The sequence below is a fragment of the Polymorphobacter multimanifer genome (assembly GCF_014205635.1).
Lineage (GTDB): Bacteria > Pseudomonadota > Alphaproteobacteria > Sphingomonadales > Sphingomonadaceae > Sandarakinorhabdus > Sandarakinorhabdus multimanifer.
Genome location: NZ_JACIIV010000024.1, coordinates 17,749 through 43,685 on the forward strand (window position 1 = coordinate 17,749; position 25,937 = coordinate 43,685).

The following is a 25,937-nucleotide window of genomic DNA, read 5'->3' on the forward strand; positions in this document are numbered from 1 at the left end:
GAAATCATGGCCACAGACTTCGACCTCATTGTCATTGGCGCCGGCCCTGGTGGCTATGTGGCGGCGATCCGGGCGGCGCAGCACGGGCTGAAGGTGGCGTGCATCGAGAAGCGCGGCACGCTGGGGGGCACCTGCCTCAATGTGGGGTGCATTCCCTCCAAGGCGCTGCTGCATGGCTCCCACTTCTTCGAGGAGGCGGGCAGCGGGCATCTGGCCAAGTTCGGCGTGAAGATTGCCGGGGTGGAACTGGACCTGGCTGCCTTGCTCGCCGAAAAGGACAAGGCGGTGAAGGAGTTGACCGACGGGGTCGCGTTTCTGTTCAAGAAGAACAAGGTCGAGTGGATCAAGGGCGAGGCGCGCTTTGTCGACGCGAAGTCGATCACCGTGGGGGACCGCACGCTGACGGCGAAGGACTTCATCATCGCCACAGGCTCCGAGCCGACGAGCCTGCCCGGCGTGACTCCCGACGGCGAGGTGATCGTGACAAGCACTGAGGCGTTGACGCTGGGTGCGGTGCCGGGACATCTGGTGGTGATCGGCGGCGGTTATATCGGGCTGGAGATGGGCTCGGTGTGGCGGCGGCTGGGATCGAAGGTCACCGTGGTCGAATATGCGCCGCGGATCGTGCCGGCGATGGATGTCGAAGTCGGCAATGCCTTTGCCAAGGTGCTGAAGAAGCAGGGGATGGTGATCCATACCGACACCAAGGTGACGGGCGTGGCCCGAAAGGGCACCGGTGCGGTGGTGACCGTGGAGCCGGTAGCGGGTGGCGCGGCGACCGAGATCGAGGCCGATGTGGTGCTGCTTTCCACCGGGCGGCGGCCGAACACTGATGGGCTGAACATCGAGGCGACCGGGCTGGTGCTGGAGCAGGGGCGTGTGCCGATCAACCATGATTTCAGCACGAGCGTGGCGGGCATCTGGGCGATCGGCGATGTGGTGGAAGGGCCGATGCTGGCGCACAAGGCCGAGGACGAGGGCGTGGCGGCGGCCGACAATATCGCCGGGCTGAACGGCCATGTGAACCGCGATGTGATTCCGGCGGTCGTCTATACCGACCCCGAGGTGGCGACCGTGGGGCGGACCGAGGAAGAGCTGAAGGCGGCCGGCATCCAATACAAGGTGGGCAAGTTTCCTTTTGCTGCTAACAGCCGCGCCAAGACCAATCGCGACACCGAAGGCTTTGTGAAGGTGCTCGCCGATGCGGTATCTGACCGGATTCTGGGCGTGCATATCATCGGCCCGATGGCGGGGACGATGATCGCCGAAGCTGCACTGGCCATGGAGTTTGGTGCTTCGTCGGAAGATCTGGCGCTCACGTGCCACGCGCACCCGACCCACCCCGAGGCGCTCAAGGAAGCCGCGATGGCGGTGACGGGCAAGCCGATTCACATGTAGCATGTTGACCGAACTGCTCGACATGGCCGGAGTGGCGGTGTTTGCCATCTCCGGCGCGCTGGCGGCAGCACGGGCGCGGCAGACCATCGTGACCTTCGCGTTTTTCGCCGCGGTGACGGGTGTGGGCGGGGGCACGTTGCGGGATCTGCTGATCGGGGCGCCGGTGTTCTGGGTCGGGCGGTCCGACTATCTTGGTGTCTCCCTGGTGGCGGCGGCGGCGGTGTGGCTCATCCGCGCCGAGCGCTGGCCGCTGGCCGCGCTGCTGTGGTTCGATGCCATCGGCATGGCGGCCTATGCGGTGATCGGCGCCGACAAGGCGCTGGGCTATGGCCTCCCTGCCCTGCCGGCAATCGTGATGGGGGTGCTGACCGCCAGCTTCGGCGGGATCATCCGCGATGTGCTGGCGGGCGAGCCTTCGATCCTGTTGCGACCGGAGATCTATGTGTCGGCCGCCGCACTCGGTGCCACGGTGCATGTGGGTGCGGTTTTCCTCGGCGCGCCGCTGCCACTGGCGGCGGGGCTGGGCGTGGCGGCGGGCTTCACGCTGCGCGCGCTGGCGATTGCGCGCGGGTTGAAGCTGCCGGGCTATGGGCGGGACTGAAGCGCCCCCGACGCCAGTGCCTTCATCGCGGTCTCGACGCCGGCTGCCTTGGCGGGGCGCGGCGAGCCCATGCCGGCGCATTCGAGGCAAGTGGCGCGCATGGTGGCGCCGGTGCCGAGGGACTGGACATCGCCGAGCATGGCCAGCGCCCGCATCCGGCTGCGCGACGCGAGCGTTGCCCAGGGGTCGGTTGCCACTGCGGCGTCGCCGGGACCGAACAGGCTTTCGAGCAGAGCCGAGACGGGTGAGCGCGCAGTCTCGATATCGACGGTTCGCACTTTGCCGTCGCTCTTGATGCCGGCGCGGCGGGCAGCTTCCGCGATGGCCATGTCGAGGCCGCCGAGCTCGTCGACGAGCTTGAGCTTGAGGGCAGTGCTGCCGGTCCAGACCCGGCCCTGGCCGATACGATCGACCTCGGCCACCGGCAGGTTGCGCGACGTGGCGACCATGCTGATGAAGCGGCCATAAATGTCTTCGACCGAGATCTGCAGCAGCTGGCGGGTCTCGCTGCCGAGGCCGCGAAGCAGGTCGGGCTCGCCCGAATAGGGGGTGGACTTGACGCCGTCGCGGCCGATGCCGAGCGCCTCGAGGGCGCGGGGGAAGGTGGGGAGCACCGCGAAGACGCCGATCGAGCCGGTGACGGTGCTCGGCTCCGCATAGATGCGGTCGGCGGCGGTGGCGACCCAATAGCCGCCCGATGCCGCCACCGGGCCCATCGAGGCGATGATGGGCAGCCCCGATTCCTTGGCCGTGGTGATGGCGCGGCGGATCTCCTCGCTCGCGAGCACCGAGCCGCCGGGCGAATCGATGCGGACGACAAGCGCCTTGAGGTCGTTGTTGCTGGCGAGGGCTTCCTTGACGGCATCGGCGATGCTGGTGCCGCCGGCAGTGCCGCGTGGTGCCTCGCCATCGACGATTTCGCCGCTCACATAGAGAACGCCGACAGCCGGGCCGGTACCGGTCACCAGCGAGCGGTTGGCGCGCGAATAGGCGCCCAGCGTGGTCGCCTTGAAGGGATAGGGCTCGTTGGCATCGGCCTCGCCGAGCTTCTCGACAAGGGCGGCTTCGAAATCGGTGCGGCTGCCGAGGACATCGACGAGCCCGGCTGCGCGTGCGGCCTCGGCCTGGTTGCCCTTTGTGGCGGCGATGCGCTGCGGGAGGGCCCGCAGCCAGGCATCGATATCGGCGGCCGGACGTGCGGCCCGGGTATCGGCCTTCCAGCCGGCCCAGATGCCATCGACGAGTGCTTGGTCGGCTGCGCGGGCTTCGGGCGAGGCATCGTTGCGGACAAAGGGCTCGACCGCGGCCTTGTAGGTGCCGACGCGGAACAGCTCGATGTCCACATTGAGCTTTTCCAGTGCCCTGGCGAAATAGAGACCCGTGCTGCCGGGGCCGGAGACGAGCACGCCGCCGAACGGATTGAGCCAGACGCGATCGGCGCGGGCAGCGAGATAATAGCTGTCGTCGGTGTAGGCGGTGGCATAGGCCTCGATCGGCTTGCCGGATTTCCTGAACGCCGTGAGCGCGCGGCCAATAGCTTGCAGATTGGCCTGACCGCTGCCGATGAAGGTATCGAGATCGAGCACCAGCGTGCTGATCCGATTGTCGGAAGCGGCATTGTCGATCGCGATGACGACATCGCGCACCTGGATCTCGCGCAGGCCACGGCTGCCGAGGAGCGCCTGGGTCGGATCCTGCTCGCTCGCCTGATCGACGATCACGCCTTCGAGATTGAGGACCAGCGCACCGCCGCCGGGCACGGTGACGGCCGTGCTCTGGCTGAGCACCGCCCAGAGGATTCCGAAGAAGATGAGCAGCAGCAACAGGACCAGAAGGTCCTTCACGCCGACCAGGAAGCGCCACGTGCCGCGCGCAAAACTCATGAGGGTGCCTTAAGACTGAACAGGATGCGACCAATATAGGGTGCGGCGTCGGGCCCACAAGCGGGGCAGCCGGTCGCGGCGCACGATTGCCGATCGCTCGGCGCTACTGGAAATCGAGCTCGATGACCTGGGTGGGGGTGGCGCGGCAAAAGGCGCCGATGGTGCGCTTCTCGTCGGGCCAGCTGCCATCGAGGCGGAAGCGGAACCGATAGCCGCCGTTGCCGGGCTCGATCTCCTGCATCTCTGAAAGCGCGATGGCGGTGCCGCCGGTGGCGCCGATCTGGCGCGCGGCTTCGGCGAGGCAGGTCTGGAATGCCGGGCGCGCTGCCGATGGCACGGCGGCGAGATTGACGTCGATGCTGGCCGGGCCGCTGCCACCGCCATTGGCCGGGCCGGCGGGGAGCGGACCCGCCTCGGGCATCGTGGCGGCATCCGGGGTCTTTTTCCGGGTGGCCGCGGCGATGATGGCGGCGAGCCCCGCGGCGACCGCGACACCACCGATGATGGCGCCCGTGGATGGGCCGCCGCCGCCCTGATCGGGCTGCGGGCCCGCGCCGCGCACCAGGAACTCGGCGCGGCAGCCGCGATCGACCCAGATCTCGTTGTCTTGCCAGCCCCAGTTGCCGCGGCTGCAATTGCCGCCCAGCACGCGGCTTATCTGAACGCCACCGCGCGCATCGGCGCGACAGCTCTGGCGACGGTTGTTGCGCGATTCGCAGCGGACGGTGCCGGTCTGCCAGTTGTTGTTGCCGCCCCAGTTGTTGCCGCCGCCATTGCCACCCTGCCAGCCGCCGCCCCAATTGCCACCGTTGTTTCCGCCGCTGCCGCCAAAGCCGTTGCTGCGCACGCCGAATTCGGCGCGGCAACCGTTTCGCACCCACACGGCGTCGGTGCGATAGCCCCAGTTGTTGCGTCCACAATTGCCGCCGAGCACGCGGAGAAGATCGGCGCCGCCGCCGGCATCGGCGCGGCATTCACGGTAGCGGTTGCCGCTCGACGAGCAGGTGATGGTGCGATCATATTGGCTGTTGTTCCAGCGGCGCTCGTCATTCTGTTGCGCCATCGCGGGCGGCAGCGGTGCCATTGCGAGCAGTGCCGTCCAGCCGATCAGCCCCCGTATCGTCATCTTCGCCCCCAAGGCATGTGTTCCGGCAATTGTGCCGAACCGCCCTTTGCGAGTCGAGAGGCTAAAGCCGGACCCGCTGCGCGCCGGCGGCATCGACGATGAAGTGCCAGGCGACGCGGCCCGAGCGCGCACCCCGGCCGGCGGCGAAGGCGAGAGCGGCAGCAGGATCGAAGGCGAGGCCGTGCGCTGCGGCATAGGCCGAGCACATGGCGAGATAGGTCGGCTGGTCGCAATTGTGGAAGCCCAGCCGTAGCCCGAAACGGTCCGCCAGGGCCAGCTGGTCGTCGCGGGTGTCTCTTGGATTTGCATCGGGGGGGTTGGCATCGTCCGCATCGGCGGCGGCGAGCGTGCTCGGCAGCAGGTGGCGGCGATTGCTCGTCACCATCAGCCGCACCTGCTCGGGACGCGCCTCGATGCCGCCATCGAGGAGCGCGCGCAGGGCGTGGACCTCGGCACCCGAGGCATCGAAGGCGAGATCGTCGAGGAAGACGGTGAAGGGGCGATCGATATCGGCGAGCCGCTCGAACAGCCGGGCCAGCCCGGCGACATCCTCGCGTGCGACCTGGACGAGCGCCACCGGCCCGGAAGCGGCGTCGGTTGCCGCGGCATGGACGGCGCGGACGAGCGAGCTCTTGCCCATGCCGCGCGCACCCCAGAGCAGGACATCGTGCGCCGGAAGTCCGGCGCCGTGGCGGCGGACATTCTCGACAAGGGCGGCGCGCTGCGCATCGACGCCCTGGAACAGTGCGAGGGGCGTGGTGCGTGGTCGTGGCACCCGGCGCAGCGCGCCTTCGCTCCAGACGAACCAGTCACCCTCCGCCGGATCGGCGCCGCGTGCCACTGGCGGGGCAAGGCCCGCGGCGAGCGCCTGCACGGCGGCGGCGATCCGGGCCAGAGACTGGGCAAGGGCTGCTTGACTGTCGTTCATCAGCAACCCGGTGCCACGGTTGCGAGGCTGCTTGCAACCCGCTAGAGCCACCCCATATCGCGCTGCACCACAGCCGCAACGAAGAAAGCTGCTCCTCATGTTTTCAACCCCGGCCTATGCCCAGGCTGCCGGTGCCGCCAGCACCGACCCGATGGTGATGATCATCGGCTTCGCCCCCTATCTCGCCATTTTCGCGATCTTCTACTTCCTGCTGATCCGCCCGCAGCAGCAGCGGGTGAAATCGCACCGCGCGATGGTGGATGCCGTGGCCAAGGGCGATGAGGTGGTGACCGGTGGCGGCATCATCGGCAAGGCGATGAAGGTTGAGGGCACCGAAGTCGAAGTCGAGGTGGCGAGTGGCGTGAAGCTGCGGGTGCTGAAGGCGACGCTTGCCGATGTGCGCAAGCCGGGCGCTGCTGTCGGATCCAACGCGACCGCCGCCAAGGCCTGACGCGCTTGCTCGACTTTCCCAAATGGAAGATCTGGACGATCGCCGCCACGCTGCTGGCGGGGCTGATCTTCGCCATGCCGAATTTCGTTCCGGCGAGTGCCTGGCCCGAGCCGCTGCCGCAGGGCCAGCTCAACCTGGGGCTCGACCTGCGCGGTGGCTCGCACCTCATGCTCGAGGCCACCGCCGATGATGTGCTGAAGGCGCGGCTCGAAGCGCTGGAGGAAACGGTGCGCACCGAGCTTCGCATTGCAGAGGGCGGCGCCATCGCCTTTACCGACCTGTCGCAAGGACGGGACCGGGTGAGCCTGACGGTGACCAATGCCGCCGATCTCGACCGCGCCCTTTCGGTGCTGCGGCGGGTTTCGACGCCGGTGGGGGGCATTACCGGCACCCGCGAGACCGAGGTGAGCAACAACGGCCCGCGGATCACGCTGCAGGCAACGCAGGCCGGTGTGGCGCTGGCGGTGGACAGTGCGATGGCACAGGCGGTGGAAGTGATCCGCCGCCGCATCGACGAGCTCGGCACGCGCGAGCCCAACATCATTCGCCAGGGCACCAACCGCATCGTCGTGCAGGTGCCCGGGCTGCAGGACCCCGATGCGCTGAAATCATTGATCGGCAAGACCGCCAAGCTCGAGTTCAAGCTCGTCGATGTCGACGCCGATCCGGCGCTGGTGGCCGAGGGGCGGGCGCCTCCGGGAAGCCAGATATTGCCGAGCATCGAAGGCGGCACGGTTGTGGTGAAGCGCCGCGCGATCATCACCGGGGACCAGCTGATCGACAGCCAGGTGAGCACCAACGAGAATGGCCAGCCGGCGGTGAGCTTCCGTTTCGACAGCACTGGCGGGCGGCGCTTCGCGCAGGCGACACAGGCCAATGTGGGGCGGCCGTTCGCGATCATCCTCGACAATACGGTGATCTCGGCGCCGAGCATCAACGAGCCGATTCTGGGCGGCTCGGGCATCATTTCGGGCAGCTATACGGTGGCGACCGCCAACGAGCTGGCGATCCTGCTGCGCTCGGGCAAGCTGCCGGTGGAGCTGAAGGTTGTCGAGGAGCGCACTGTCGGCCCCGATCTGGGGGCGGACAGCATTCGTGCCGGCGCCATTGCCAGCGTGCTGGCGACCATCTTCGTGGCGGTGTTCATGATCATCACCTATGGCCGCTTCGGCGTCTATTCGGTGGTGGCGCTGATTGCCAATGGCGTGCTGGTGATGGCGATCATGTCGGGCCTCGGCGCCACGCTTACCTTGCCCGGCATTGCCGGCTTCGTGTTGACGGTGGGGGCGGCGGTGGATGCCAATGTGCTCATCAACGAGCGCATCCGCGAGGAACTGCGGCGTGGGCGCGCTGTGGTGGGGGCGGTCGAGACGGGGTACCGCGAGGCTTCGCGCACAATCTTCGATGCCAATGTGACCAATGTGATTGCCGCTGCGATCATGTTCGCCTTCGGATCGGGGCCGGTGAAGGGCTTTGCCGTGGTGCTGACGATCGGAATCATCACCTCGGTGTTCACCGCGGTGACGATCACCCGGTTGATGGTCGCGGGCTGGCTGCGCAGCCGGCCGAAGTCGCTGGTGCTGTGAGGATCTTGTCATGCGCCTGCTGAAACTCGTTCCCGACAACACCAACATCGGCTTCCTGCGCTGGCGGAACGTCGCGGTGGGCATTTCGGTGCTGATGATCATCGCGTCGTTCGCACTGGTGGCGATCCGCGGCCTCAACTTCGGCGTCGATTTTTCGGGCGGACTGATGATGGAGGTCCGCTTCGAGCAGGAAGCGCGGATCGAGGAGCTGCGGCGGACGGTCAATTCGGCCGGGGCGGGCTCGGCCTCGATCCAGACCTTCGGCGATGCCAACACCGTGTCGATCCGGCTGCCGCTGCCGCCGGGCGACGAGGCCGCGGTGCAGCGCGTGGTGACGCGAGTGCAGGACGCCGTTCGCGCCGGCAACCCCGATGCCAGCTTCCGCCGCACCGAAACCGTGTCGGGCAAGGTTTCGGGCGAACTGGTGACGGCCGGCGCGCTTGCGATCCTGTTCGCGATGATCGGGATTTCGGTCTATATCTGGTTCCGGTTCGAGTGGCAGTTCGGGGTGGGGGCGCTGTTCGCGCTGCTCCACGACGTCGCCCTCACCCTCGGCTTCTTTGCTGTCACCCAGTATGAGTTCGATCTCAACATCGTGGCGGCGGTGCTGACAATTGTCGGCTATTCGCTCAACGATACCATCGTCGTCTATGACCGGGTGCGCGAGAATTTGCGAAAGTATCGGAAGATGGGGATGGCCGAACTGCTCGACCTGTCGCTCAACGAGACGCTGCCACGCACCATCGTCACCTCGCTGACGATGATCATCGCCTTGGCGACGCTGGTGGCCTTCGGCGGGTCGGTGCTGTTCGGCTTCTCGGTGGCGATGCTGCTGGGCATCGGTGTGGGCACCTATTCCTCGATCTTCATCGCGGCGCCAATTCTGATCTGGCTCGGTGTCGGCCCGGGGTCGTTCCTGCCGACCGAGAGCGGGGGCGAGGGCCGGCTGAAGCCGAAGACCCGCTCGGAGCGGATCGGCGGCTAGGCTTTGAGGAAGGGCCTCCGGCGGCTGGGGCCGCAGGCCCCAGACCCCATCAATCAGCTTTCTCAATGTGATGACGGTTGTTGCTTCTGCATGGACCTCAAAATGGGGCCTGGGGCCTGCGGCCCCAGCCGGGCCCCATCGAAGCTTGCTTCGATGGAAACCCTACGCCGGAGGCTCACTCCGCCGCCATTGCAGCAGCCACCGGCGTCCCGATCCGCGCGCGGGCGGCTTCGTACTCGCGGATGAGGCGCGCGATGAGGGCGGCGGCGGGGAGGATTTCCTTGACGGCGCCGATGCCCTGGCCGCAGCCCCAGATATCTTTCCAGGCCTTGGCATCTGAGCTGCTGCCGCTGCCGAAGTTCATGGTGCTGATGTCGCCTTGCGGCAGCGCATTGGGGTCCATGCCGGCCGCCGCGATCGAGGGCTTGAGGTAGTTGCCGTGCACGCCGGTGAAGAGGTTGGAATAGACGATGTCATCGGCCTTGGAGTCGACGATCATCTGCTTGTAGCCTTCGACGGCGCGGGCCTCGGCCGTGGCGATGAAGGCCGAGCCGATATAGCCGAAATCGGCTCCCATCGCTTGCGCTGCGAGGACGGCATCGCCGGTGGCGATCGAGCCCGAGAGCGCCAGAGGGCCATCGAACCATTGGCGGATTTCCTGGATCAGCGCGAAGGGCGAAATGGTGCCGGCGTGGCCCCCTGCCCCGGCGGCCACGGCGATGAGGCCATCGGCGCCCTTCTCGATGGCCTTGCGGGCGAATTTGTCGTTGATGATGTCGTGCATCACCACGCCGCCATAGCTGTGGATGGCCTCGTTGACATCTTCGCGGGCGCCGAGCGAGGTGATGATCATCGGCACCTTGTACTTCACGCACAGCTCGAGATCGGCCATCAGCCGGTCGTTGGAGCGGTGGACGATGAGGTTGACGGCATAAGGGGCATCATCGGGGCCGAGCTCGGTGGAGAGGCGCTGCAGCCACTCCTCGAACTGGGCGAGCGGGCGGGCGTTGAGGCTGGGGAAGCTGCCGATGATGCCGGCCTTGCACTGGGCGATGACGAGCTCGGGGACCGAGATGATGAACAGCGGCGAGCCGATGACCGGCAGCTTGAGGCGGTGGGCGAACTGGGCTGGAATCGACATGATGGTATCCCCGAATGATCTCCGCGCCATGGCTAGGCGGGCACGCAAGGCTTGGCAAGCTGGCCAAAATGGCGTGACGGTTGACCGCGCCGCAGCCGCATCCTATAGCGCCGCTTCCCCGCGCGGGTGCGCCATTCTGGTATGGCGGAGTAGCTCAGTTGGTTAGAGCACGGGAATCATAATCCTGGGGTCGGGGGTTCAAATCCCTCCTCCGCTACCACGCGCAGAATGGAGAGGCCCGGATATGGGAAATCAAGCCATGATGAAGCGCTTGTCGGTGCTTGGGGTCCTGATGATGCTGGTGGCACCGCTGCCGGCGCTCGCCATCGATGCGCCGCGGTCTGCCCCTGTCTGGCAGGGCGCTTCGGGGACCGAGGCGGCGGTGGGCGGGCATGACCCGGTGGCCTATTTCAGCGGCTCGGCGATACCGGGCGACCCGGCGATCAGCGCCGACTTCGGTGGTGCGCGCTATCTGTTCGCGACGATGGCGAACCGCGATGCCTTTCTGGGTGACCCGGCGCGCTATCTGCCGGCGTTCGGCGGCCATTGTGGATGGGCGGCATCGGAAGGGCGCAAGGCCGGCGGCAACCCCAAGGTGTTCCGCATCGAGGATGGCGTGCTGGTGCTGAATTGCAGCCCCGACGCCGAAGCCAAATGGATTGCCGGGCTGCCCGGCACGCGCGAGCGCGCCACCGCCTGGTGGGCGGCACAGGACAAATAGGCGTCGCTACAGGGATCGCGCCCCCGGAACCATCGGGGTGGCTGCCGGTTGCCCGGCATTGCCCAAGGCGTTTTTCCGAGGTTAGCGACATGACAAACAGGATTTCGAAGGGCGCCGCATGGCTTGCCGGCGGCGCGGTGGCGCTTGCCGGTGCGGCGGTGTTCAACCATGTGTCGGCGCGCGCGGCCGAGAAGAAGTTTCCGCCGGCCGGCACGCTGATCGATGTCGATGGCGTCAAGGTGCATTACACCGATACTGGCGGTCCTGGCGATGCGATCGTGCTGATCCATGGCAATGCCTCGCTGGTGCAGGATTTCGAGGTGGCCGGGCTGGTGTCGCGGCTGGCGGCGACGCACCGGGTGATCTCGTTCGATCGGCCGGGCTATGGCTATACCGAACGGCCAACCGACCGGGAGTGGACCGCCGAAGCGCAGGCCGAGCTGCTGGCGTCGGCAGCCCGGCAGATCGGCGTCGTGCGCCCGGTGGTCGTCGGGCACAGCTGGGGCACGCTGGTGGCGATGGCCTGGGCGCTGGCGCATCCGGGCGAGGTCAAGGCGCTGGCGTTGCTGGCGGGCTATTATTATCCGACGTCGCGGCCTGATTCGCGCGCTGTTGCGGTGGCCGAGCTGCCCGGGATTGCCACGGTGTTCAACAATGCCTGGGGGCCGCTGCAGACACGGATCGTGGGGCCGCTCGGCAACAAGATGATTTTTGCCCCCGCCGAAGTGCCGCCGGCGTTCAACGACAACATGCCGTTCGGGCTGATGTTGCGGCCGCAGCAGATCCGCGCTTCGGGGGAGGATGGCGCGCAGATGCCCGCCAATGTGGCGCGGCTGAGCGCGCGCTACAACAAGTTGCAGATGCCGATCGTGGTGCTGTGGGGCGATGGCGACAAGCTCGTGGGCCAGGCCGAGCAATCCGAACGGCTGGTGGCAGAGCTGCCGACGGCAGCAGGTGAGGCGATGCCGGGCGTGGGGCACATGATCCACCATGTGCGCCCTGCGGCGGTGGCGAGCGCGATCCTGGCGCTCGCCTGACGCCGGCCGGGACGGCGTGATTGGTCAGCGGCGGTCGTTGGCCAGCAGCGGCGGCGGCGCGGGTGCCACGCTCCCGGCGACAAGCGCGGCTTCGAAGGCTGCCAGCAGCGCCTGGTTGTCACAGCCAAGCCGGGCGACGACACGCGCGGCCCAGGTGCAATATGCCTGGCGGCGCTCGGCGGTCCAGTCGGGCGGCGGCTTGCTGGCGAGATCGCGCAGGGTGCAGGTCTTGTCGACAATCTTGACCAGCCGGGCGCGCGCCGAAAGATAGGGCGCATGCTCGATCTCGCGTGACCTGCGCTCGGCCTTGCCCAGCGTCGTGTCGTCGGTCACCTCGCGGACGACGTCGGCAATCTCGCGGCCGAAGGTGGCAACAAGCTCGTCGTGGGACGTCTCGGTATCCTCGATCGTGTCGTGGAGCAGGGCGGCGCACAGCACGACATGATCGGTGACGCAGCCTTCATTGACCAGCAGATCGGCAAGTGCGATCGGGTGGTCGATGCAGGGGGACGCTTCGACATCCCTGCACCGCTGGTCGCTGTGCTTGCGGGCGGCGAAGGCGAGGGCCTGGAAGACCTTTCGCGTTTCGGTGAAAGACAGCCCGATGATGGGGTTGGTGGCAGACAATGGCCGGATCTCCCTGTTGGTCGCCGCATCGATACGTGTCGACCGTGCCAATGCGGGTCAGGGACGATTCAAGAATGTTTCAGGGCAGTGCCGGCCAGTTTGGCATGGTTTCGGGAAGCAGGTCGCGCAGCGCCTGCGGGGCGAGCACTTCGACATGGCGGCCCCAGGTCATCAGGTGCCACGCCATTTCGAGCAGCCCGCCGGCGTGGAAGCGCACGAACAATGTGCCATCGTCGCCCGCCTCGGCCGTCTGGCTGGGATGGAACTGGAACTGGCGGGCGATGGGCGCGGCCTCGGCGCTGAACCGCCACACGACATCGACGGGCGCTTCCTCATAGACCCCGAAGGACGGTGCCACGAACGCGCGCAGGTTGAAGTCGGGATCGCGATCGAAATTGTCCGGCAGCAGGCGGAGCTTGGTGATCTGGGGCATGCTGAAGAAGCGCACCGGGGCGCGAGCGGCAGCAGCATCGTCGTTCTGCGCGACCAGATAGTGGCGGTGGCCATAGAGAAAGCCGAGCGGGCGCACAGTGCGGGGCGCCTGCGTGCCGCTGATGCGCCCGGCATATTGGAAGGTTACCTTGCGGCACGACTTGATCGCGGTGCGCAGTGTGGCGAACAGCGAGGCAGGGATGGCGGGGCGCGGCCCCGGCCGCATTGCCAGACCCTCGGCTTCTGCCAGCGCGCCGAAATCGGGGTCGATCCGGCGCATCAGCTCGGCGGCGAGCGAGGCGCGGATCTTGGAGGCGACACCGCGCAGCTCATCGGCCTGATCGACGAGGTTCTCGCGGATCAGCAGCGCAGCGGCATTTTCGAGCGAAGCGAGATCGTCGGCGGTGATGCCGAGCAGCGGGCGGACGGCACCACCCGAGAGCCGCCAGCGTTTGGCGCGATCGTTGGACGGCACCTCATCGGCCTGGGGAAACGCGGCGATGACGGCATCGCGCATGCGGATGGCGGTGCGGCGGCTCACGTCGAAGCGCTGCTCGATATCGGTGAGGGTCAGGCCGCCGCGGGCAGCCTGCATTTCGAGCGCGAGCTGGATGAGCCTGTCGGCACGAGCGTAACGCAAAGCAAACCCCCTGAAATGTCTACAGGGAGGACGTGCCGTGGCAGCGGCGCGCCTGCAAGGGAAGTTTAGCTTTTCGAAACAACCGTTCCCGTTTTGAGCATGCCAAACGGGGTCATGCCTGGCCTGGGACGCTCGCAAGAGGGCGTGCCGGATGTGACCCCGATTGGCATCCAAGGGCTGCACGACATGGGGAGTCGGACAGGCAAAGGTGGCGGCGGCGGTGCCTGTTCGAAGCCGGCAGGCCATGGGTGCAAGCCCTGGCATGCCGGCGCTTCGCTGCCGGGATCGGCGTGTACTGCAGCGCCGGGACCCGACCCGTGCCGGGCGACCCTCCGCCCGGCACGGGGCTGCGCGCGGGACGTTGCACCGTATCCTGTGCAAGCAATGACCCGCGACCCCGATCATTTCCTGGCAACATGACCAAGGATGGCGCGCTTTTCCTCGGCGCCGGCGCCAACGTGTCCTATGGTGACACGGTGATCGGCACCAACCACACCCTCCCCATGCGCAAGGCGGCGCGCTGCACCGGCGGGCTTTGGGTGGGCAAGTTCATCAGGACCTGCACGTGTCGGCGCGTGCTCACCGCCGAAGCGAGCGCGATGATCGGCGAATGTTGCAGCCGGTTGTGCGCGCTCAAGGGCTTTGCCGGGCATGGCGAACAGGCCAACATCCACGTGCGCCGCCATGGCGGCCGCCAGATGCCCTGTGGCGGAAAAGCCGAAGCCGCATGATCCTGCCCGCGACCCCGAGCTTTCGCCTCGATGGCAAGCGTGCGCTGGTGACCGGGGCGGGGCGGGGTATCGGATTGGCACTGGCAGCAGCACTTGCCGGCCAGGGTGCGCATGTGACCTTGGTGGCGCGGAGCTGGGACGGGATTGCCGCAGCAGCAGAAGCCATCGGCGCCCGCGGCGAGGCGGCGACGGCGGAGATGCTCGATGTTTCCAGGTTCAGCGCCGTCCAGCGCTTCTTCGAGGAACGGCCGGCGTTCGACATCCTCATCAACAACGCCGGCACCAACCGGCCGATGCCGATGATGGCGGTGGGCGAGAGCGATTATGACGCGGTGATGGACCTGAACGTCAAGGCGGCGTTCTTCGTGGCGCAGGCGGCGGTGCGGCGGCTGCTGGCGGAGGGCAAGCCCGGCAGCCTCATCCATATCGGCAGCCAGATGGGGCATGTGGGCGGGCCCGACCGCTCGCTCTACTGCGCCTCCAAATGGGCGCTGGAGGGGATGAGCAAGGCCTTCGCGCTCGACCTGGCCGAAGCCGGCATCCGATCCAACACCATCGCGCCGACCTTCATCGAGACGCCGCTCACCAGGCCGTATTTCGAGGACGCTGCCTTCAAGGCGCGTGTGATCGAGAAGATCAAGCTCGGCCGGCTGGGGCAGGTCGAGGACGTGATGGGTGCGGCGGTGTTCCTGGCGTCGGAGGCTTCCGCACTGGTGACCGGCACGAGCTTGATCGTCGATGGGGGTTGGACGGCCGATTAGCGCTTCGGGACCGTCCAGAGATAGACGGTCCGGCCTTCGAACGTTTCTTCGCGCTCGGGCTTCCAGTCGCTCATGTCGAAGGCATGGCTCACGATTCTCGTCCCCGGCTTGAGGCTCGAGAGCAATTTGGGACGCAGCTTCAGGTTCAATTGCGGCAGCAGGTACAGGGTGACGACGGTTGCGCTGCTGAAATCGACTTCGAACAGATCCTCGTTGCGAAACTCGACGAGGTTGGTCACGCCGGCTTCCTTGGCCTTGGCATTGGCTTCGGCGATGCGCTCGGGGTTGATGTCGATGCCGACGGAGCGTGTTCCGAACTTTTTCGCCGCCGTGATCGGGATGCGGCCATCGCCCGAGCCGAGATCGAAGAGCACGTCGTTCTTGCCGACCTTGGCCATCGCCAGCATTCCGTCCACGGCCGCTTGCGGGGTGGGCACGAACACCACGTCGGGCTCGCGCAGCTTGCGTGAAGACTGGGCGGTTGGGGTTTGCGCGAATGTTGCAGCGGGAACGGCAGCCAGCAGCAGCGCTATGATCATCGTCTTCATCCGACAGTCTCCTTCAGTTGGGTTGGACGTACAAACAGCAAGAGCATCGCCCCGATCGCCAGCACCCCGACACCGACCAGCGCGCCGGCTTTGGTGTATTGGAGGCTGGACCAGAGCAGCCACGCGTTGGTGGCGCAGAACAGCGCCGGCAGCAGCGGATAGAGGGGGACCCGGAAGGGCCGGGGAACTTCGGGCTCACGAATTCGCAGCACGAACAGGGCGACACCGACAGCCAGGAAGAACAGCCAGAACACCGGCGCCGTATAGTCGACGGCCAGCTGGAAACCGTCGCGCGCGAAGCCGCCGGCGATGGTCAGTGCCAGCGCCACTGCGCCCTGCAGCAGCAGGGCATTGCCGGGCGTGCCGCGCTGGCCATCCCATTGCCCGAGCCAGCGCAGCGCCGGTGTGTCGCGTCCCATCGCCCAGTTGCTCCGCCCACCGGTGAAGATCGTCGCATTGGCGGAGGTGAGGGCCGCAACGGCGATCGCTACGCTGATCATGACTGTGCCCGGTGCCCCGAACACCCGGCCCATCAATGTCGCAGCGACGGCATCGGTTCCTGCCATGCCACCGAGCCCCAGCCCGCGGAGATAGGCGAGATTGGCCAGCATGTAGAGCAGCGTGACCACCCCGAGGCTGAGCATCAGCAGCGGGGCGATGCGGCGCGGTGCATCTGGGAGTTCGCCTGTCACATAGACGATCTCGTTCCAGCCGCCATAGGTGAGCAGCACGAGCACCATGATCGTTCCGAAGTCACTGGTCGCGACGACCGGCAGCGCCGCTTCGGCGCTCGGCTCGGGGGCCAGCACCAGCCCGGCCGCGATGACCATCAGCACGGCGGCGACCTCGACGATGGTGAGGACCAGCTGGACCCTGGTGCCGGCCCGCACACCCAGCCAGTTGATCGCAGTCAGCCCGACGATGACGATCGCTGCCCAGATCGTCGAGGACAGCGGACCGAAGCTGTAGATTTCGCTGGCATAGTCGCCGAACACATAGGCGAGCAGCACGGCCGATCCGGTCTGGATGACCGACAGCCTGGCCCAGGCGTATAAAAACCCCGTGCGGACGCCATAGGCCCTGGTGAGGAAGCCGTAATCGCCGCCTGCTCCAGGATAGGCAGAGGCGAGTTCGGCATAGCAGAGCGCGCCCACGACCGAGATGACGCCGCCTGCAACCCAGGCGAGCAGCATCATCGTCTCGCTGGCGGCCATGCCGGCAATGAGCGAGGGCGTGCGAAAGATGCCGGCGCCCACGACGATGCCGACGGCGATCGCGACCGCATCGCGGCCACGCAGCCGCGCCTGTGGCAAGGTGGCAGATGAAAAAGAGATCTTATCCCCCCTCGCCGGACCAATTGTGTCCGAACGCGGGAGGTGGCGATCGGTTCCATGGGTGGCGAACACGTCGGGGGATGCGGCAGACAGGGCGGCCGGAGCGGCGCAGCGGTGGTGCAGTTCAACCCGCTGGCTGAACCTCATCATTGGCGGCACCATCCAGCAGCGCGCCGCGGGCGACGATTGTCAGTGCGCCGTCGGGGAGCGGCTTCTGCAGCCGGCTTGCTTCCGCCCAGGGTGCGGTCAGCCACGTTTCGAGCTCCTCCTTGCTCGAGAGGATGACCGGCATCGCCTTGGGGTGGACGCTGCCGACCTCGGCACTTGGGTCGGTCGTCAGAAAGGCGAACAGGTCGCAGCTGATCTCGCCTTCGGCAAGCTTGCGAGTCGAGGTCCAGCCGGTCCAGATGCCGGCGAAAAAGGCCAGCGGCCGGACATGATCACGCGCGAACCACACCGGCTCCGGCTTTCCATCGGCATTGCGCCCCGACTCGCTGAAGGATGTGAACGGGACGAGGCACCGCGACGGCTGCGCCAGCCACCGCCGCCAGTGCGGGCTCGCGGTGTTGCGGACGTTGGTGATGCCCCTGTCGACCTTCTTGCCCTGAAGGGCGAATGTCGGGCTGGGCATGCCCCAGCGCGCCATGGCGAGTTCGCGGACACCATCGGTGCCGGTGCGGACGATGGGAGCGGCATTGTCCGGGAAGATCGCCGGCAGCATGGGCAGGTTGCCGCTGGTGTCGCGCATGGCATCGGCGAGCGCGCGGATTGCCTGTTGTCCGCTGGTCAAGGCGTAGAGATTGCACATTGCCGCTGTCTTACGCCACCCGGGCAAATCATGCACGGCATTGGCGCGGATGCCAGGCAGGGAAGCGGAAGGGTGCAGGCCGCGATGTGGCAGCCTGCCCCCCTGCTCCGCTATCGACGGTTGATGTCGTCCCGGTGAAGCGAATGCCCAGCGGAATCGACGCCGTGACCGGTCTCCTCCTCGCCGTGCAGGCGTTCGACTTCGACCTCGGTGTGGCGGACGGTATTGTCGACCTGCTGGACTCTTTCACCGACAGTCTTGCCGATGACGACTTCCTCGCGAACCTCGGCGTGCTTGTCGATGACGGCTTCTTCGGATGTCTCGATGACCTCGATGGTGCGTTCGCGGAGCAGATCGCCAGCGTCCGCGACATGGTCACCCGACACCGGGCGGCGATCGATGGTCACATTTTCCTCACGCAACCGGACCGACTCGTGCACCGGCTCTTCGACGATATAAGACCTGACGCGGACACCGCCGCGGGCGATCTCGCGCTTGCCGACCCGCAGATGCTCCTCGACGATGGGGATGCGGGTCTCGTCGGGTTCACCGAGGTCGGCGCGGCTTTCCCGACCGGCCAGGCCGCCGGCGGCCAGGGCGGAGGCGGTGCCGCCATGGGCAAGTGCGTCCGTGTCCCGACGGTCATCGGTCCATCCATCGTCGCGCCAGCTTGCGGTGCGCTCGTCGAGATCGACGGCGCCGTCATCATCGAGGATATCGATGGCGCGATCGACGTCGGTGTCTTCGACGCGGGCGGTGAGCAGATAGGCGCCGCGGCGCAGACCCTCCTCATAATGATGCTCGTCGCCGGTGAAGAGCGCCTTGATATCCTCCCACAGGCTGCGGTCCTGATGTGTGGCCGAGGTGCCGGCGGTGCCGAGACTGCCCTGATCGAGGATGGTGACATTGTCGTTGCTGATTCCGACGTCCGAAAGACGATCGCGAGCGCGCTCGGCGTCGGCGCGACTGTCGAACATGGCGGTGAGTGTACGCATGACTAGACTTCCTTTTCCGGGGTTGGGGAAGGGGTAGTGTCGGGTTCGACGCGCGTGACGATGGCACGCTGGTGCGTGAGCCTGACGGTTTCCTGGTGCTGATCGACGCGAGCGCTGCGGTGAATGTGGATTTCCTCGCGCAGGATCAGGCGTTTTTCGACTACGAGAACTTCCTCGACGACGGGGATGATGATGGTGGTGCCGTCGTCCTGGATGTCCGGGACGCTGTCGACGTGGCGGTCGATGGCAACGCGCTCGACGGTGACGGAGCCGCGCAGCAGGGCCTCGTCGACAAGAACATCGTGATGATCGTTTTTGATATCGACGCGGACACGACCGGTCTCCACCTCCCGCCGGCCCACCCGGAGTCGCTCCTCGATGATCGGGATGACGACTTCGTCGGTTGCTGCGGGGTTCGAGGGCGCGGCCATGCAGGTCCAACGGTGCGATACTTCAACCGTTCCGGCGTATGAGCATTTGATTTCGGCAGAAGCAGCTCCGCGCCCGTCGACATCTTGCCGCCGACACCTGGTTCATTGCCCGGGAAGACGCCCCTGGTCCGCCGCATCCGGACGCGTCATGCAGACGCAATCCGATCGAGCGCCGAGACGACGCGGTCGACATGGCTCAGGTGCAGCCATCGACCGCCGTCGGCGACGATTTCGATCTGCGCGCCCGGAACGGTGCTGCGCCAGGAGTTCGCACTGTCTTCGAAATCATAGAGCGGATCGCCGGCGCCGGCCATCACGATCCATCGGCGGCCATCGATGACCGGCAGCACATGGCCTCCGCCCTGCGCCTGCATCTCAGCGAGGAAGCCCCACATGCCGAGTGCTGCTTGTCGCGACGCACGAATGATATCGGCGAGCTTCTCGGGATCATCGAGCACGGCTTCGTCGACTGCGCTGCCGGCAACGCTCTGGCGCTGCATGCGAGCGATCTGCGCCGAGCTGGTGCGCCGGGAAAGGATGTTGGCGAAGGCTGTGGCGAGGGTGCGATTGCCGAGGAACAACGCCTTGCCGCGCCCCATCATGCCGACGTGACGGCGATCGAGATGTGCCGGCGGATCAGGCGCGACCAGAATGCCGCCAGCGATCCGGGCAGGCATGGCGGCGGCGACCGCAAGTGTTGCTGCACTGGCTGTGCGCCCGAACAGGGTGATGCGATCGATGCCGAGCGCATCGACGATATCGATGGCGTCCAGCGCAGCTTCGGCGAACGGGCATGCGCCGTTCACCATGGTTGTCAGGCCGAAACCGGGACGATCGAAGCTGATCGGGCGCCAGCCAGCGGCTTGCAGTGCGGCCACGAGATGACGCGACTGGTGGCGGCCGCCGACGGCGGGGTGCATCATCAGGAGCGGTTGTGCCTTTGCGGGGCCGCAATCGGTGACGGCGATGCTGCCGATGCCGCGGCGGCGGGCGATCAGGCGCAGCGGTTCGGCACGGGCTGCCTCGCCGCGCGGCTCGAACTCGACGCTGCATGCGGCAGCGAGGCCGGCAAGCGCATCGATTTCGGCTGCGATCCGCGCCAGGTCCACGGCACTTGCGACGCCGCATGACTGGAAGACGATCCGCAGATCGGCCTTGGCGCTTTCGCTCGACGTGCCGACCGCCATGGCGGCTGCATCGCGCGTCGCGCCGCTGGCCACGGCCTGGGCAAGTGCGGCCTGGCGCATCGACAGCCCGAACAGATCGGCGAACAGCCGTGTGCTGTCCTGGGGTGCCCGCAGATCACCGGCAGCGACGCCGAGGATGCGACGGACGAGATCGGTCTGCCGTTCGGCACCGACCTTGCGCATGGCGCTGGCGACCAGTTTGCGCGCGGTGCCATAGGCAACGCCAGTGGCGGCGGATGCTTCCTTGAGATCGCCACAGCGAGCCAGAGCGGCAGTAAGCCGGGATTCCTGTCGGGACAGGCCGAAGGCTTGTGCGGCCTTAGCCCAGACATCATCGGCGGGGCGGAATGCGATTACGGCAAAGCCGGCAGTGCCGGCGCACAGCGCCGCGCGCACATTTTCGGCCAGGGGCCAGTGCTGCGCGGCGGCGAGCCTTGCGGCCGCGAGGGCAACGGGCCGGCCGTTATGATCACAGGCGATCGAGGATGCGCTGATCCGATCCTGTCCGATGCTGCCGACCACCGCAGCGAGGGGATCGGGTCCGCCGAGCCAAGCGTGGAAGCGCGCGTCGGCGACGATCACATTGCCGGCGCCATCGCACGCGGCGGAGGCAAAGCTGTCGGCATGCAGGTTGGCCGGCGGCCCCCGCGCGACAATCGCATCGTCTGCAGCGGCCAGAAGGTCTTCGGGGGCGGCCTGGATGGCGGCGTAAAGCCCGTCATAATCATCGACCAGCAGGTCGAGGATGGCGTCATTGCGACGGGCGCTGCGGAAATGCTCGAGGAACGCTGCAGCACGTGATTTCATCGTTCATCGATTGTGTCACACGATCCCGTGCGGGTTGATAGACACGGCATGAAAAATTGTGGTCGTGGCCTGCGTCTGGACCTCGATGGCAAACGGCCGCCGTCCCGGACGACGACGACGATGCATTGTTTGTTCCGCGCACGATCAGGGCGCAGCGGCTGCCATCAGCGCTCGATGCAGATCAATCCCACGCCCGGAACATAGGCCCATTGCTTGCAGTCGCTTTCCGCCGCGTCTGAAGCAGCGTCGGCAGCCGATTGCGCGGCGCCGAGGGCCTTCAGGCCGCGCGGCACATCCGATACCCCGATGGTGAACGGCTGGTCCTGCTTCAGAAGCTGCCGCACCAGTGTCAGGACTGCAGTCTTGCCGCTATCGTCTGCCTTCTTCGTCATCAGCTTACTCCGGCTTGCGTGTTGTGTAGGCACCCACCGCCACGACGGGTGTGGCGCCTGCTTCGACCGATTGTGCGGGGGCCTCGAGGATGAAGGCCTGGTTGGTCGTCACCCTGTTGATCGGATTGAACGCAATCCTGGCCTTTGTTCCTGCGGGGATCGACAACCTGTTGAAGCGGCCGGTCCCATAGCCGATGACCTTGCTCGCTTCGTCGAGCACCGAGAAGCTTGCGTCGTCTTCATTTGCAAGAACCGTGAGGTTGAAGTTCTCCGCAATCTGCGCGAGCGGAATGTTGTTGAAGGACCAGAGCGGCACAAGCATGTCGCGAACGACCACCTCGCGGAAGACATCGTCGTTGAGCGGCTCGGGCGCCTTCTTGAAGATCCCTGTCTGGCCGGAACGCGCGACGTGACGGATGATGCCGACGACGCGGACCTCCGCCATCACCTCCGTCTCCTGGGGATTGCTGAGCGTGTAGGCGACCGGCGATTCGGCGGTGCTCTTCTCGATGTCGCTCGGCACCTCGAGCATGACGTCGAAATTGTAGGTGCCGGCGATGCGGCGTTGGTCGTTGCTCCGCAGTTCGACGAGGAAGAGCTTGCCATTGTCGAGAATTCCGGCGGAACGCGCCTCGAGCGAAGACCGGAGGTCCCTGGTGAGTTCGTCCGACAGGGCGAAGTTGAGGCCTGCGCCAAAACTGGCGCCGCGGGTGCTCTCCTGCGCCGCCGTCGATCCGACGGCCGGCGTGGAGCCTGCCTTCTCGACGTCCGATCCCGTTCGCCCGGCGTCTGCCTTCGCTGTCGCACTTGCGCTCTGCTTGAGCTGGCCGAGCGTGAAGTCGAACAGGTCGGCCGCCTTTGGCGCGAAGTTGATGAACCGCGCCTTCGAATTGCCGGGGATGCGGATGGCCGCAGCGATGAAGTCGAAACGGTCCAGCGCGTCGGCGGACTGGAGGGTGCCGGTAAGGTCAAGCGTCAGCTGCGGAAAATAATGGTAGACGATCGATCCGGTGGGCGTTTGTCCATGCTGCACAAGCCGCGAAGGACTTTCGGGCGCAGACAACAGGCTGTCGCGCAGCTGGATGATGAGCTTGTCTTTCTGCTGCGCGGAGAGCTTCGGGTCGAGCAGCACCTTGGCGATGTCTCCGGTGTTGCTGCGGATCGCGTCCAGCGGCACGATCGCCGGGGTGACCGACTGGTCGCGCGCGCTCACCGCGATGTTGGCCGCAGTCCCGGTTTCGTTGCCGTAGATGGAGCGACGATATTCACCCCAGGCTTGCTCCGAGATCTTTCCCGTCAGCTTTCCCGAAAATTTCGGAGCCGGCTGGACCAGCAGATGGTCGAACTCGCGGCCTGTGTAGATCGTCTGGCCACTCTGGTCGACGGGCCGGTCCGCCCTGATCAGCGTGGCGCGGCCGGTGCCGATTGCGGTGCAGGAAGCGAGAAACAGCGCGCCCCCGACCAGCAGCACCGCCATGACAAGCGTCCGATATTCGAAATCCATGCCGGCCCCCACTCTGGCTTCAACGGTCTGGCTCTATTTCTTCCGATCTATACTTAACGCAAAGGCTCATGACACAAAAGACCCGATTGTTCGGGACAAGTCCTTATCAAGTTCAGGGCGTCGACTGGCGTGGCTCGGCGCCGAAGCCCCTGGCGATGAATTCGACACCGAGCCTCAGGCCGACGAGATCGACGCTGTGCCCCAGCCCTGCGCTCACATGCGTTGCCGCTTCGATGCCCAGCTTGCCGAGCTCGGCTTTGGCGGCATGCAAGGCGGCGACAGGAATGATGGGATCAGCAGAGCCGTGGACCAGCAGGACCGGCGGCTTCGGTGGATCGAGGTGCGCCAGATTGGCGGCGCCGACAAACAATCCCGAATAGCCGACGATGGCGGCCGGCGCGGCCGGTCGCCTCAGCCCGACCTGGAACGCCATCATCGTGCCCTGGCTGAAGCCGACGATCGCCATTTCGGCGTCCGACAGCCGATATTGGTCGAGCTTTCGATCGATGAAGGCGTCGATCGCGGGGGCTGCGAGAGCAGCACCGGCCGCAAGGGCTTGCGGCGTGAAATTCTGGAGCGGCCACCATTGGTAGCCGGCCCCTGTGCGCTGCGGCGCGTTCGGGGCGAGGAACAGCGCGTCGGGCAGGCTTTGACGCCAGTGCGGCGCCATTGCGATCAGGTCGGCTCCACTTGATCCATAGCCGTGCAGCAGGAAGACGATGTGCTTTGGTGGTGCCCCGGAAAGCGGCTGCAAGCTGGCGCCATTCACGATCTTCGACATTGGCATGATACTCGGCTCGGGGTCGGTCTGCAGAGTCATGCGGGCCTGTGACGTGCGCCGAGGCCTCGCTGCGGACGGTCGTGCATGGCTGGGGTGGCGACCGCAAGGGAATGATGACCTCGCGGGCGCGTCAGAAGTGAATGATCTCCTCCGCGGCCTTTCAGGGGCGTTGGAAAACTGCTGACCGACTTCGGATGAACATGCCCGCTGCACCACTCATGAAGGGATCACACGGATTTCGAGGGCCAGCCGGCGGCGTTGGGGATCGGCAACCTGCAGACTTGGTCGAATAGGTAAACATACTCAATCTGCTTGTGAAATTACGCTCTCCTCCACGCCGTTAAGTATAATTTCGTGCAGAATTGCATGACGACTCCATCCGCTTGCCTGCGTGACTCCAGATGAAATGTCGTGATGGCCGGCAAATTAATCGTTTTACATCATCTTAACTTGGTGGTAACCAATTGCACTGCGATTCGCTAAATGCTTTCTGTCCGTTCAGAAAGGAATAGCGACAATGTGGGTTGGAATTGGCGTGGCGAGATCTGGCGCAATAATGATGTTGCAAGCAAAACTGGCGCAAGTCGGCATGTTTCGACTCATGAACTCCAAAGTCCCGCGTCGTTCCTGTGCTGCTCTTTTGTTCGTTCTGCTTCCTGCCGGATATGCCGGTGTAGAGGGCGCAAATGGCAACGCTGCGACGCGATCGGCCACGGCCGATCCGCTCTCCGTGTTCGCAAGTCGCTCTCCTGGCGTACGTAGCTTTGGAGAACTTGCGCAGACAAAGCCTATCTTCGGTGTCGTGATGCATTCGCCCGGTGACTTTGCTGGACCGGCTTTGGCCAGCGCTGTTCCTGCTGATGAAGAAGACTTTCTTCTGGGGCCGCTGCTCGGTTCTGAATATGGTGGCGAGCCTTTGCTGGCATTGACTGATGCCTCCCTTGCAAGCGAAATGCCCCTTTTCACCGTGCTGCCGTCGGCTGGCCCGGCAATTCCTCCCTTCTCTCAGGGCCCGTCGGGCGATGACAGCGCTTCCGGCACGTTGCCCGGAGGCGGAGGCGGTGGCGGTGGAGGCGGCGGTGGCGGTGGCGGTGGAGGCGGTTCGCCTCCGCTGCCGGACCCAAGCTTCCCGGTGCCTACGCTGCCGGGCTCGGCGGTCCCGGAGCCGGGCACGTGGATGATGATGATCGTCGGCTTTCTTTCGGTTGGATGGGCGAAGCGGCATGCGCAGCGCGAGACGCGCAAGCGCGCCGGCGGCGTCCCCGCCAGATTGCCCTTCGCAGCGACGCGATAGCCGGTGCGCCTCGCCATTGCTGTGCTCTGCGCCATCCTCATTGGGGGAGGATGGGCGGCGCAAAAACAGGCCGAAGTCGTCATGCCCGTTCCGGTGCCTGTGGTCCCGATCGAGGGGGACCGCATCGACTATCAGAATGGCCGAAATCCCGCATTGGTGCTTCCTGACGGACAAGTTCGCGTCGTGCGAAGCATCATCAACACCCGGCGGCAGCTGGCGTTCGGAGACTATGTCTGGAACGACGAGGGAGTCGCGGAAGGGCCGGTGTGGGCGCGTGTCGATCTGAAGCGGCAGACGCTTTCGGTGTTCCGGGCCGGCCACGAGATCGGAACCACGGTCATCCTGTTCGGCGCCAACAGCAACCCGACCCCGTCCGGCGTCTTCCCCGTGCTTGCAAAGGCGCAGAAGCATCGGTCGTCACTGTACGACGCCGAAATGCCTTTCATGATGCGCCTGACGAACGATGGAGTGGCGATCCACGCGAGCGCCGTGCAGGAGGGCTCCGCCACCCATGGCTGCATCGGCGTGCCGCTTGAATTTGCCCGTCTTTTGTTCGGACAGATGCAGGTCGGGGATGAAGTCGCCATCTTTGCGGCCTGACAGGGCAAGGCTCGTTACAAGCATCGTTGCTCATCTGCCGATATCATGTGGCGGACAGATATAGTCTCGATCAATGCTTGTTCTCCCACCACTGGCGCCGACTGTGCCGTGGAACCATTTCGATGCTGCGTCGGTTTACGGGAAACTTCATATCGACAGGAGACATGCTGTGCCTATTTCAACCAAGGCATGTGCCGGCCGCGCGCTG

At 66.0% G+C, this 25,937-nt stretch carries 26 protein-coding genes and 1 tRNA gene; 12 read left to right on the forward strand and 15 right to left on the reverse strand.

Going from position 1 to position 25,937, the window contains the following annotated elements:
- Nucleotides 1-6 precede the first annotated feature (6 nt).
- The gene (gene lpdA / locus FHS79_RS14670) at nt 7-1,398 is read left to right on the forward strand and encodes a dihydrolipoyl dehydrogenase (protein WP_207792371.1); all 1,392 of its coding nucleotides are present in this window, start codon (nt 7-9) and stop codon (nt 1,396-1,398) included.
- A 1-nt stretch (nt 1,399) separates the two neighbouring features.
- On the forward strand, nt 1,400-1,999 hold the full coding sequence (locus tag FHS79_RS14675; protein ID WP_184201736.1) for a trimeric intracellular cation channel family protein: 600 nt from the start codon (nt 1,400-1,402) through the stop codon (nt 1,997-1,999).
- Here the strand turns inward: FHS79_RS14675 and sppA are convergent.
- The 3 genes from sppA to FHS79_RS14690 form a co-directional block, all read right to left on the reverse strand.
- Nucleotides 1,984-3,882: a signal peptide peptidase SppA gene (sppA, locus tag FHS79_RS14680; protein ID WP_184201739.1), complete on the reverse strand. Its 1,899-nt coding sequence runs from the start codon at nt 3,880-3,882 to the stop codon at nt 1,984-1,986. The genes FHS79_RS14675 and sppA overlap by 16 nt on opposite strands.
- 103 nt (nt 3,883-3,985) lie before the next feature.
- Nucleotides 3,986-5,020, reverse strand: coding sequence for a DUF3011 domain-containing protein (locus tag FHS79_RS14685; RefSeq protein ID WP_184201742.1), 1,035 nt, complete (start codon nt 5,018-5,020; stop codon nt 3,986-3,988).
- A 49-nt stretch (nt 5,021-5,069) separates the two neighbouring features.
- Nucleotides 5,070-5,936 (reverse strand): DUF815 domain-containing protein, encoded by an 867-nt coding sequence (locus tag FHS79_RS14690; protein ID WP_184201745.1) that lies wholly within the window; start codon nt 5,934-5,936, stop codon nt 5,070-5,072.
- Nucleotides 5,937-6,033: 97 nt separating this feature from the next.
- Here FHS79_RS14690 and yajC point away from each other — a divergent pair, with 97 nt between their 5' ends.
- Genes yajC through secF form a run of 3 tightly spaced genes read left to right on the forward strand, consistent with a single transcriptional unit; the run spans nt 6,034 to nt 8,958 of the window.
- Nucleotides 6,034-6,387 (forward strand): preprotein translocase subunit YajC, encoded by a 354-nt coding sequence (yajC, locus tag FHS79_RS14695; RefSeq protein ID WP_184201748.1) that lies wholly within the window; start codon nt 6,034-6,036, stop codon nt 6,385-6,387.
- 5 nt (nt 6,388-6,392) lie between these two features.
- Nucleotides 6,393-7,973 (forward strand): protein translocase subunit SecD, encoded by a 1,581-nt coding sequence (secD, locus tag FHS79_RS14700; RefSeq protein ID WP_184201751.1) that lies wholly within the window; start codon nt 6,393-6,395, stop codon nt 7,971-7,973.
- 10 nt (nt 7,974-7,983) lie between these two features.
- On the forward strand, nt 7,984-8,958 hold the full coding sequence (secF, locus tag FHS79_RS14705; RefSeq protein WP_184201754.1) for a protein translocase subunit SecF: 975 nt from the start codon (nt 7,984-7,986) through the stop codon (nt 8,956-8,958).
- A gap of 175 nt (nt 8,959-9,133) precedes the next feature.
- On the opposite strand, the gene FHS79_RS14710 is transcribed toward secF, so the two are convergent.
- A complete protein-coding gene (locus FHS79_RS14710; RefSeq protein ID WP_184201757.1) occupies nt 9,134-10,099 on the reverse strand; it encodes an NAD(P)H-dependent flavin oxidoreductase in 966 nt (321 codons plus the stop codon).
- 143 nt (nt 10,100-10,242) lie between these two features.
- Here FHS79_RS14710 and FHS79_RS14715 point away from each other — a divergent pair.
- The 3 genes from FHS79_RS14715 to FHS79_RS14725 all read left to right on the forward strand — a co-directional run bounded on the left by FHS79_RS14715 (nt 10,243) and on the right by FHS79_RS14725 (nt 11,857).
- A tRNA-Met gene (locus tag FHS79_RS14715) sits at nt 10,243-10,319 on the forward strand.
- Nucleotides 10,320-10,358: 39 nt separating this feature from the next.
- On the forward strand, nt 10,359-10,820 hold the full coding sequence (locus FHS79_RS14720) for a YHS domain-containing (seleno)protein (RefSeq protein WP_184201760.1): 462 nt from the start codon (nt 10,359-10,361) through the stop codon (nt 10,818-10,820).
- An 89-nt stretch (nt 10,821-10,909) separates the two neighbouring features.
- The gene (locus FHS79_RS14725; protein WP_184201763.1) at nt 10,910-11,857 is read left to right on the forward strand and encodes an alpha/beta fold hydrolase; all 948 of its coding nucleotides are present in this window, start codon (nt 10,910-10,912) and stop codon (nt 11,855-11,857) included.
- Between the two features lie 24 nt (nt 11,858-11,881).
- On the opposite strand, the gene FHS79_RS14730 is transcribed toward FHS79_RS14725, so the two are convergent.
- Both FHS79_RS14730 and FHS79_RS14735 read right to left on the reverse strand, forming a co-directional pair.
- On the reverse strand, nt 11,882-12,484 hold the full coding sequence (locus FHS79_RS14730) for an HD domain-containing protein (RefSeq protein WP_207792372.1): 603 nt from the start codon (nt 12,482-12,484) through the stop codon (nt 11,882-11,884).
- 79 nt (nt 12,485-12,563) lie between these two features.
- Nucleotides 12,564-13,556 (reverse strand): helix-turn-helix transcriptional regulator, encoded by a 993-nt coding sequence (locus FHS79_RS14735; protein WP_207792373.1) that lies wholly within the window; start codon nt 13,554-13,556, stop codon nt 12,564-12,566.
- A gap of 416 nt (nt 13,557-13,972) precedes the next feature.
- Here FHS79_RS14735 and FHS79_RS18970 point away from each other — a divergent pair, with 416 nt between their 5' ends.
- Together FHS79_RS18970 and FHS79_RS14745 are read left to right on the forward strand one after the other, a co-directional pair.
- Complete coding sequence (locus tag FHS79_RS18970) at nt 13,973-14,287, forward strand: histidinol dehydrogenase (RefSeq protein WP_243452925.1); 315 nt, start codon at nt 13,973-13,975, stop codon at nt 14,285-14,287.
- On the forward strand, nt 14,284-15,048 hold the full coding sequence (locus tag FHS79_RS14745; RefSeq protein ID WP_184201766.1) for an SDR family NAD(P)-dependent oxidoreductase: 765 nt from the start codon (nt 14,284-14,286) through the stop codon (nt 15,046-15,048). The genes FHS79_RS18970 and FHS79_RS14745 overlap by 4 nt, the downstream gene beginning before the upstream one ends.
- On the opposite strand, the gene FHS79_RS14750 is transcribed toward FHS79_RS14745, so the two are convergent.
- From FHS79_RS14750 to FHS79_RS14790, 9 genes are all read right to left on the reverse strand, one after another.
- Nucleotides 15,045-15,596: an SAM-dependent methyltransferase gene (locus FHS79_RS14750; protein ID WP_184201769.1), complete on the reverse strand. Its 552-nt coding sequence runs from the start codon at nt 15,594-15,596 to the stop codon at nt 15,045-15,047. The two genes, FHS79_RS14745 and FHS79_RS14750, sit on opposite strands and share 4 nt — an antisense overlap.
- Complete coding sequence (locus tag FHS79_RS14755) at nt 15,593-16,909, reverse strand: APC family permease (protein ID WP_207792374.1); 1,317 nt, start codon at nt 16,907-16,909, stop codon at nt 15,593-15,595. The genes FHS79_RS14750 and FHS79_RS14755 overlap by 4 nt, the downstream gene beginning before the upstream one ends.
- A gap of 145 nt (nt 16,910-17,054) precedes the next feature.
- A complete protein-coding gene (locus FHS79_RS14760) occupies nt 17,055-17,738 on the reverse strand; it encodes an SOS response-associated peptidase (RefSeq protein ID WP_184201772.1) in 684 nt (227 codons plus the stop codon).
- Nucleotides 17,739-17,848: 110 nt separating this feature from the next.
- Nucleotides 17,849-18,733: a YsnF/AvaK domain-containing protein gene (locus FHS79_RS14765; RefSeq protein ID WP_184201775.1), complete on the reverse strand. Its 885-nt coding sequence runs from the start codon at nt 18,731-18,733 to the stop codon at nt 17,849-17,851.
- A gap of 2 nt (nt 18,734-18,735) precedes the next feature.
- Entirely contained in the window at nt 18,736-19,164 is a 429-nt protein-coding gene (locus tag FHS79_RS14770; protein ID WP_184201778.1) for a DUF2382 domain-containing protein, read from the reverse strand.
- A gap of 146 nt (nt 19,165-19,310) precedes the next feature.
- Nucleotides 19,311-21,158: an alpha/beta fold hydrolase gene (locus FHS79_RS14775; RefSeq protein WP_184201781.1), complete on the reverse strand. Its 1,848-nt coding sequence runs from the start codon at nt 21,156-21,158 to the stop codon at nt 19,311-19,313.
- A gap of 164 nt (nt 21,159-21,322) precedes the next feature.
- Nucleotides 21,323-21,550 carry a hypothetical protein gene (locus FHS79_RS14780; protein ID WP_184201784.1) on the reverse strand — a complete coding sequence of 76 codons (228 nt, stop codon included), beginning with the start codon at nt 21,548-21,550 and terminating at the stop codon, nt 21,323-21,325.
- Between the two features lie 4 nt (nt 21,551-21,554).
- Nucleotides 21,555-23,054, reverse strand: a complete 1,500-nt coding sequence (locus FHS79_RS14785; protein WP_184201787.1) for a hypothetical protein — start codon at nt 23,052-23,054, stop codon at nt 21,555-21,557.
- 112 nt (nt 23,055-23,166) lie between these two features.
- Nucleotides 23,167-23,835 (reverse strand): alpha/beta hydrolase, encoded by a 669-nt coding sequence (locus FHS79_RS14790; RefSeq protein ID WP_184201790.1) that lies wholly within the window; start codon nt 23,833-23,835, stop codon nt 23,167-23,169.
- 556 nt (nt 23,836-24,391) lie between these two features.
- Between FHS79_RS14790 and FHS79_RS14795 the strand changes: the two genes are divergently transcribed.
- Both FHS79_RS14795 and FHS79_RS14800 read left to right on the forward strand, forming a co-directional pair.
- On the forward strand, nt 24,392-25,129 hold the full coding sequence (locus FHS79_RS14795; protein ID WP_184201794.1) for a PEP-CTERM sorting domain-containing protein: 738 nt from the start codon (nt 24,392-24,394) through the stop codon (nt 25,127-25,129).
- A gap of 3 nt (nt 25,130-25,132) precedes the next feature.
- Nucleotides 25,133-25,729: a L,D-transpeptidase family protein gene (locus FHS79_RS14800; RefSeq protein WP_341534469.1), complete on the forward strand. Its 597-nt coding sequence runs from the start codon at nt 25,133-25,135 to the stop codon at nt 25,727-25,729.
- Nucleotides 25,730-25,937 lie beyond the last annotated feature (208 nt).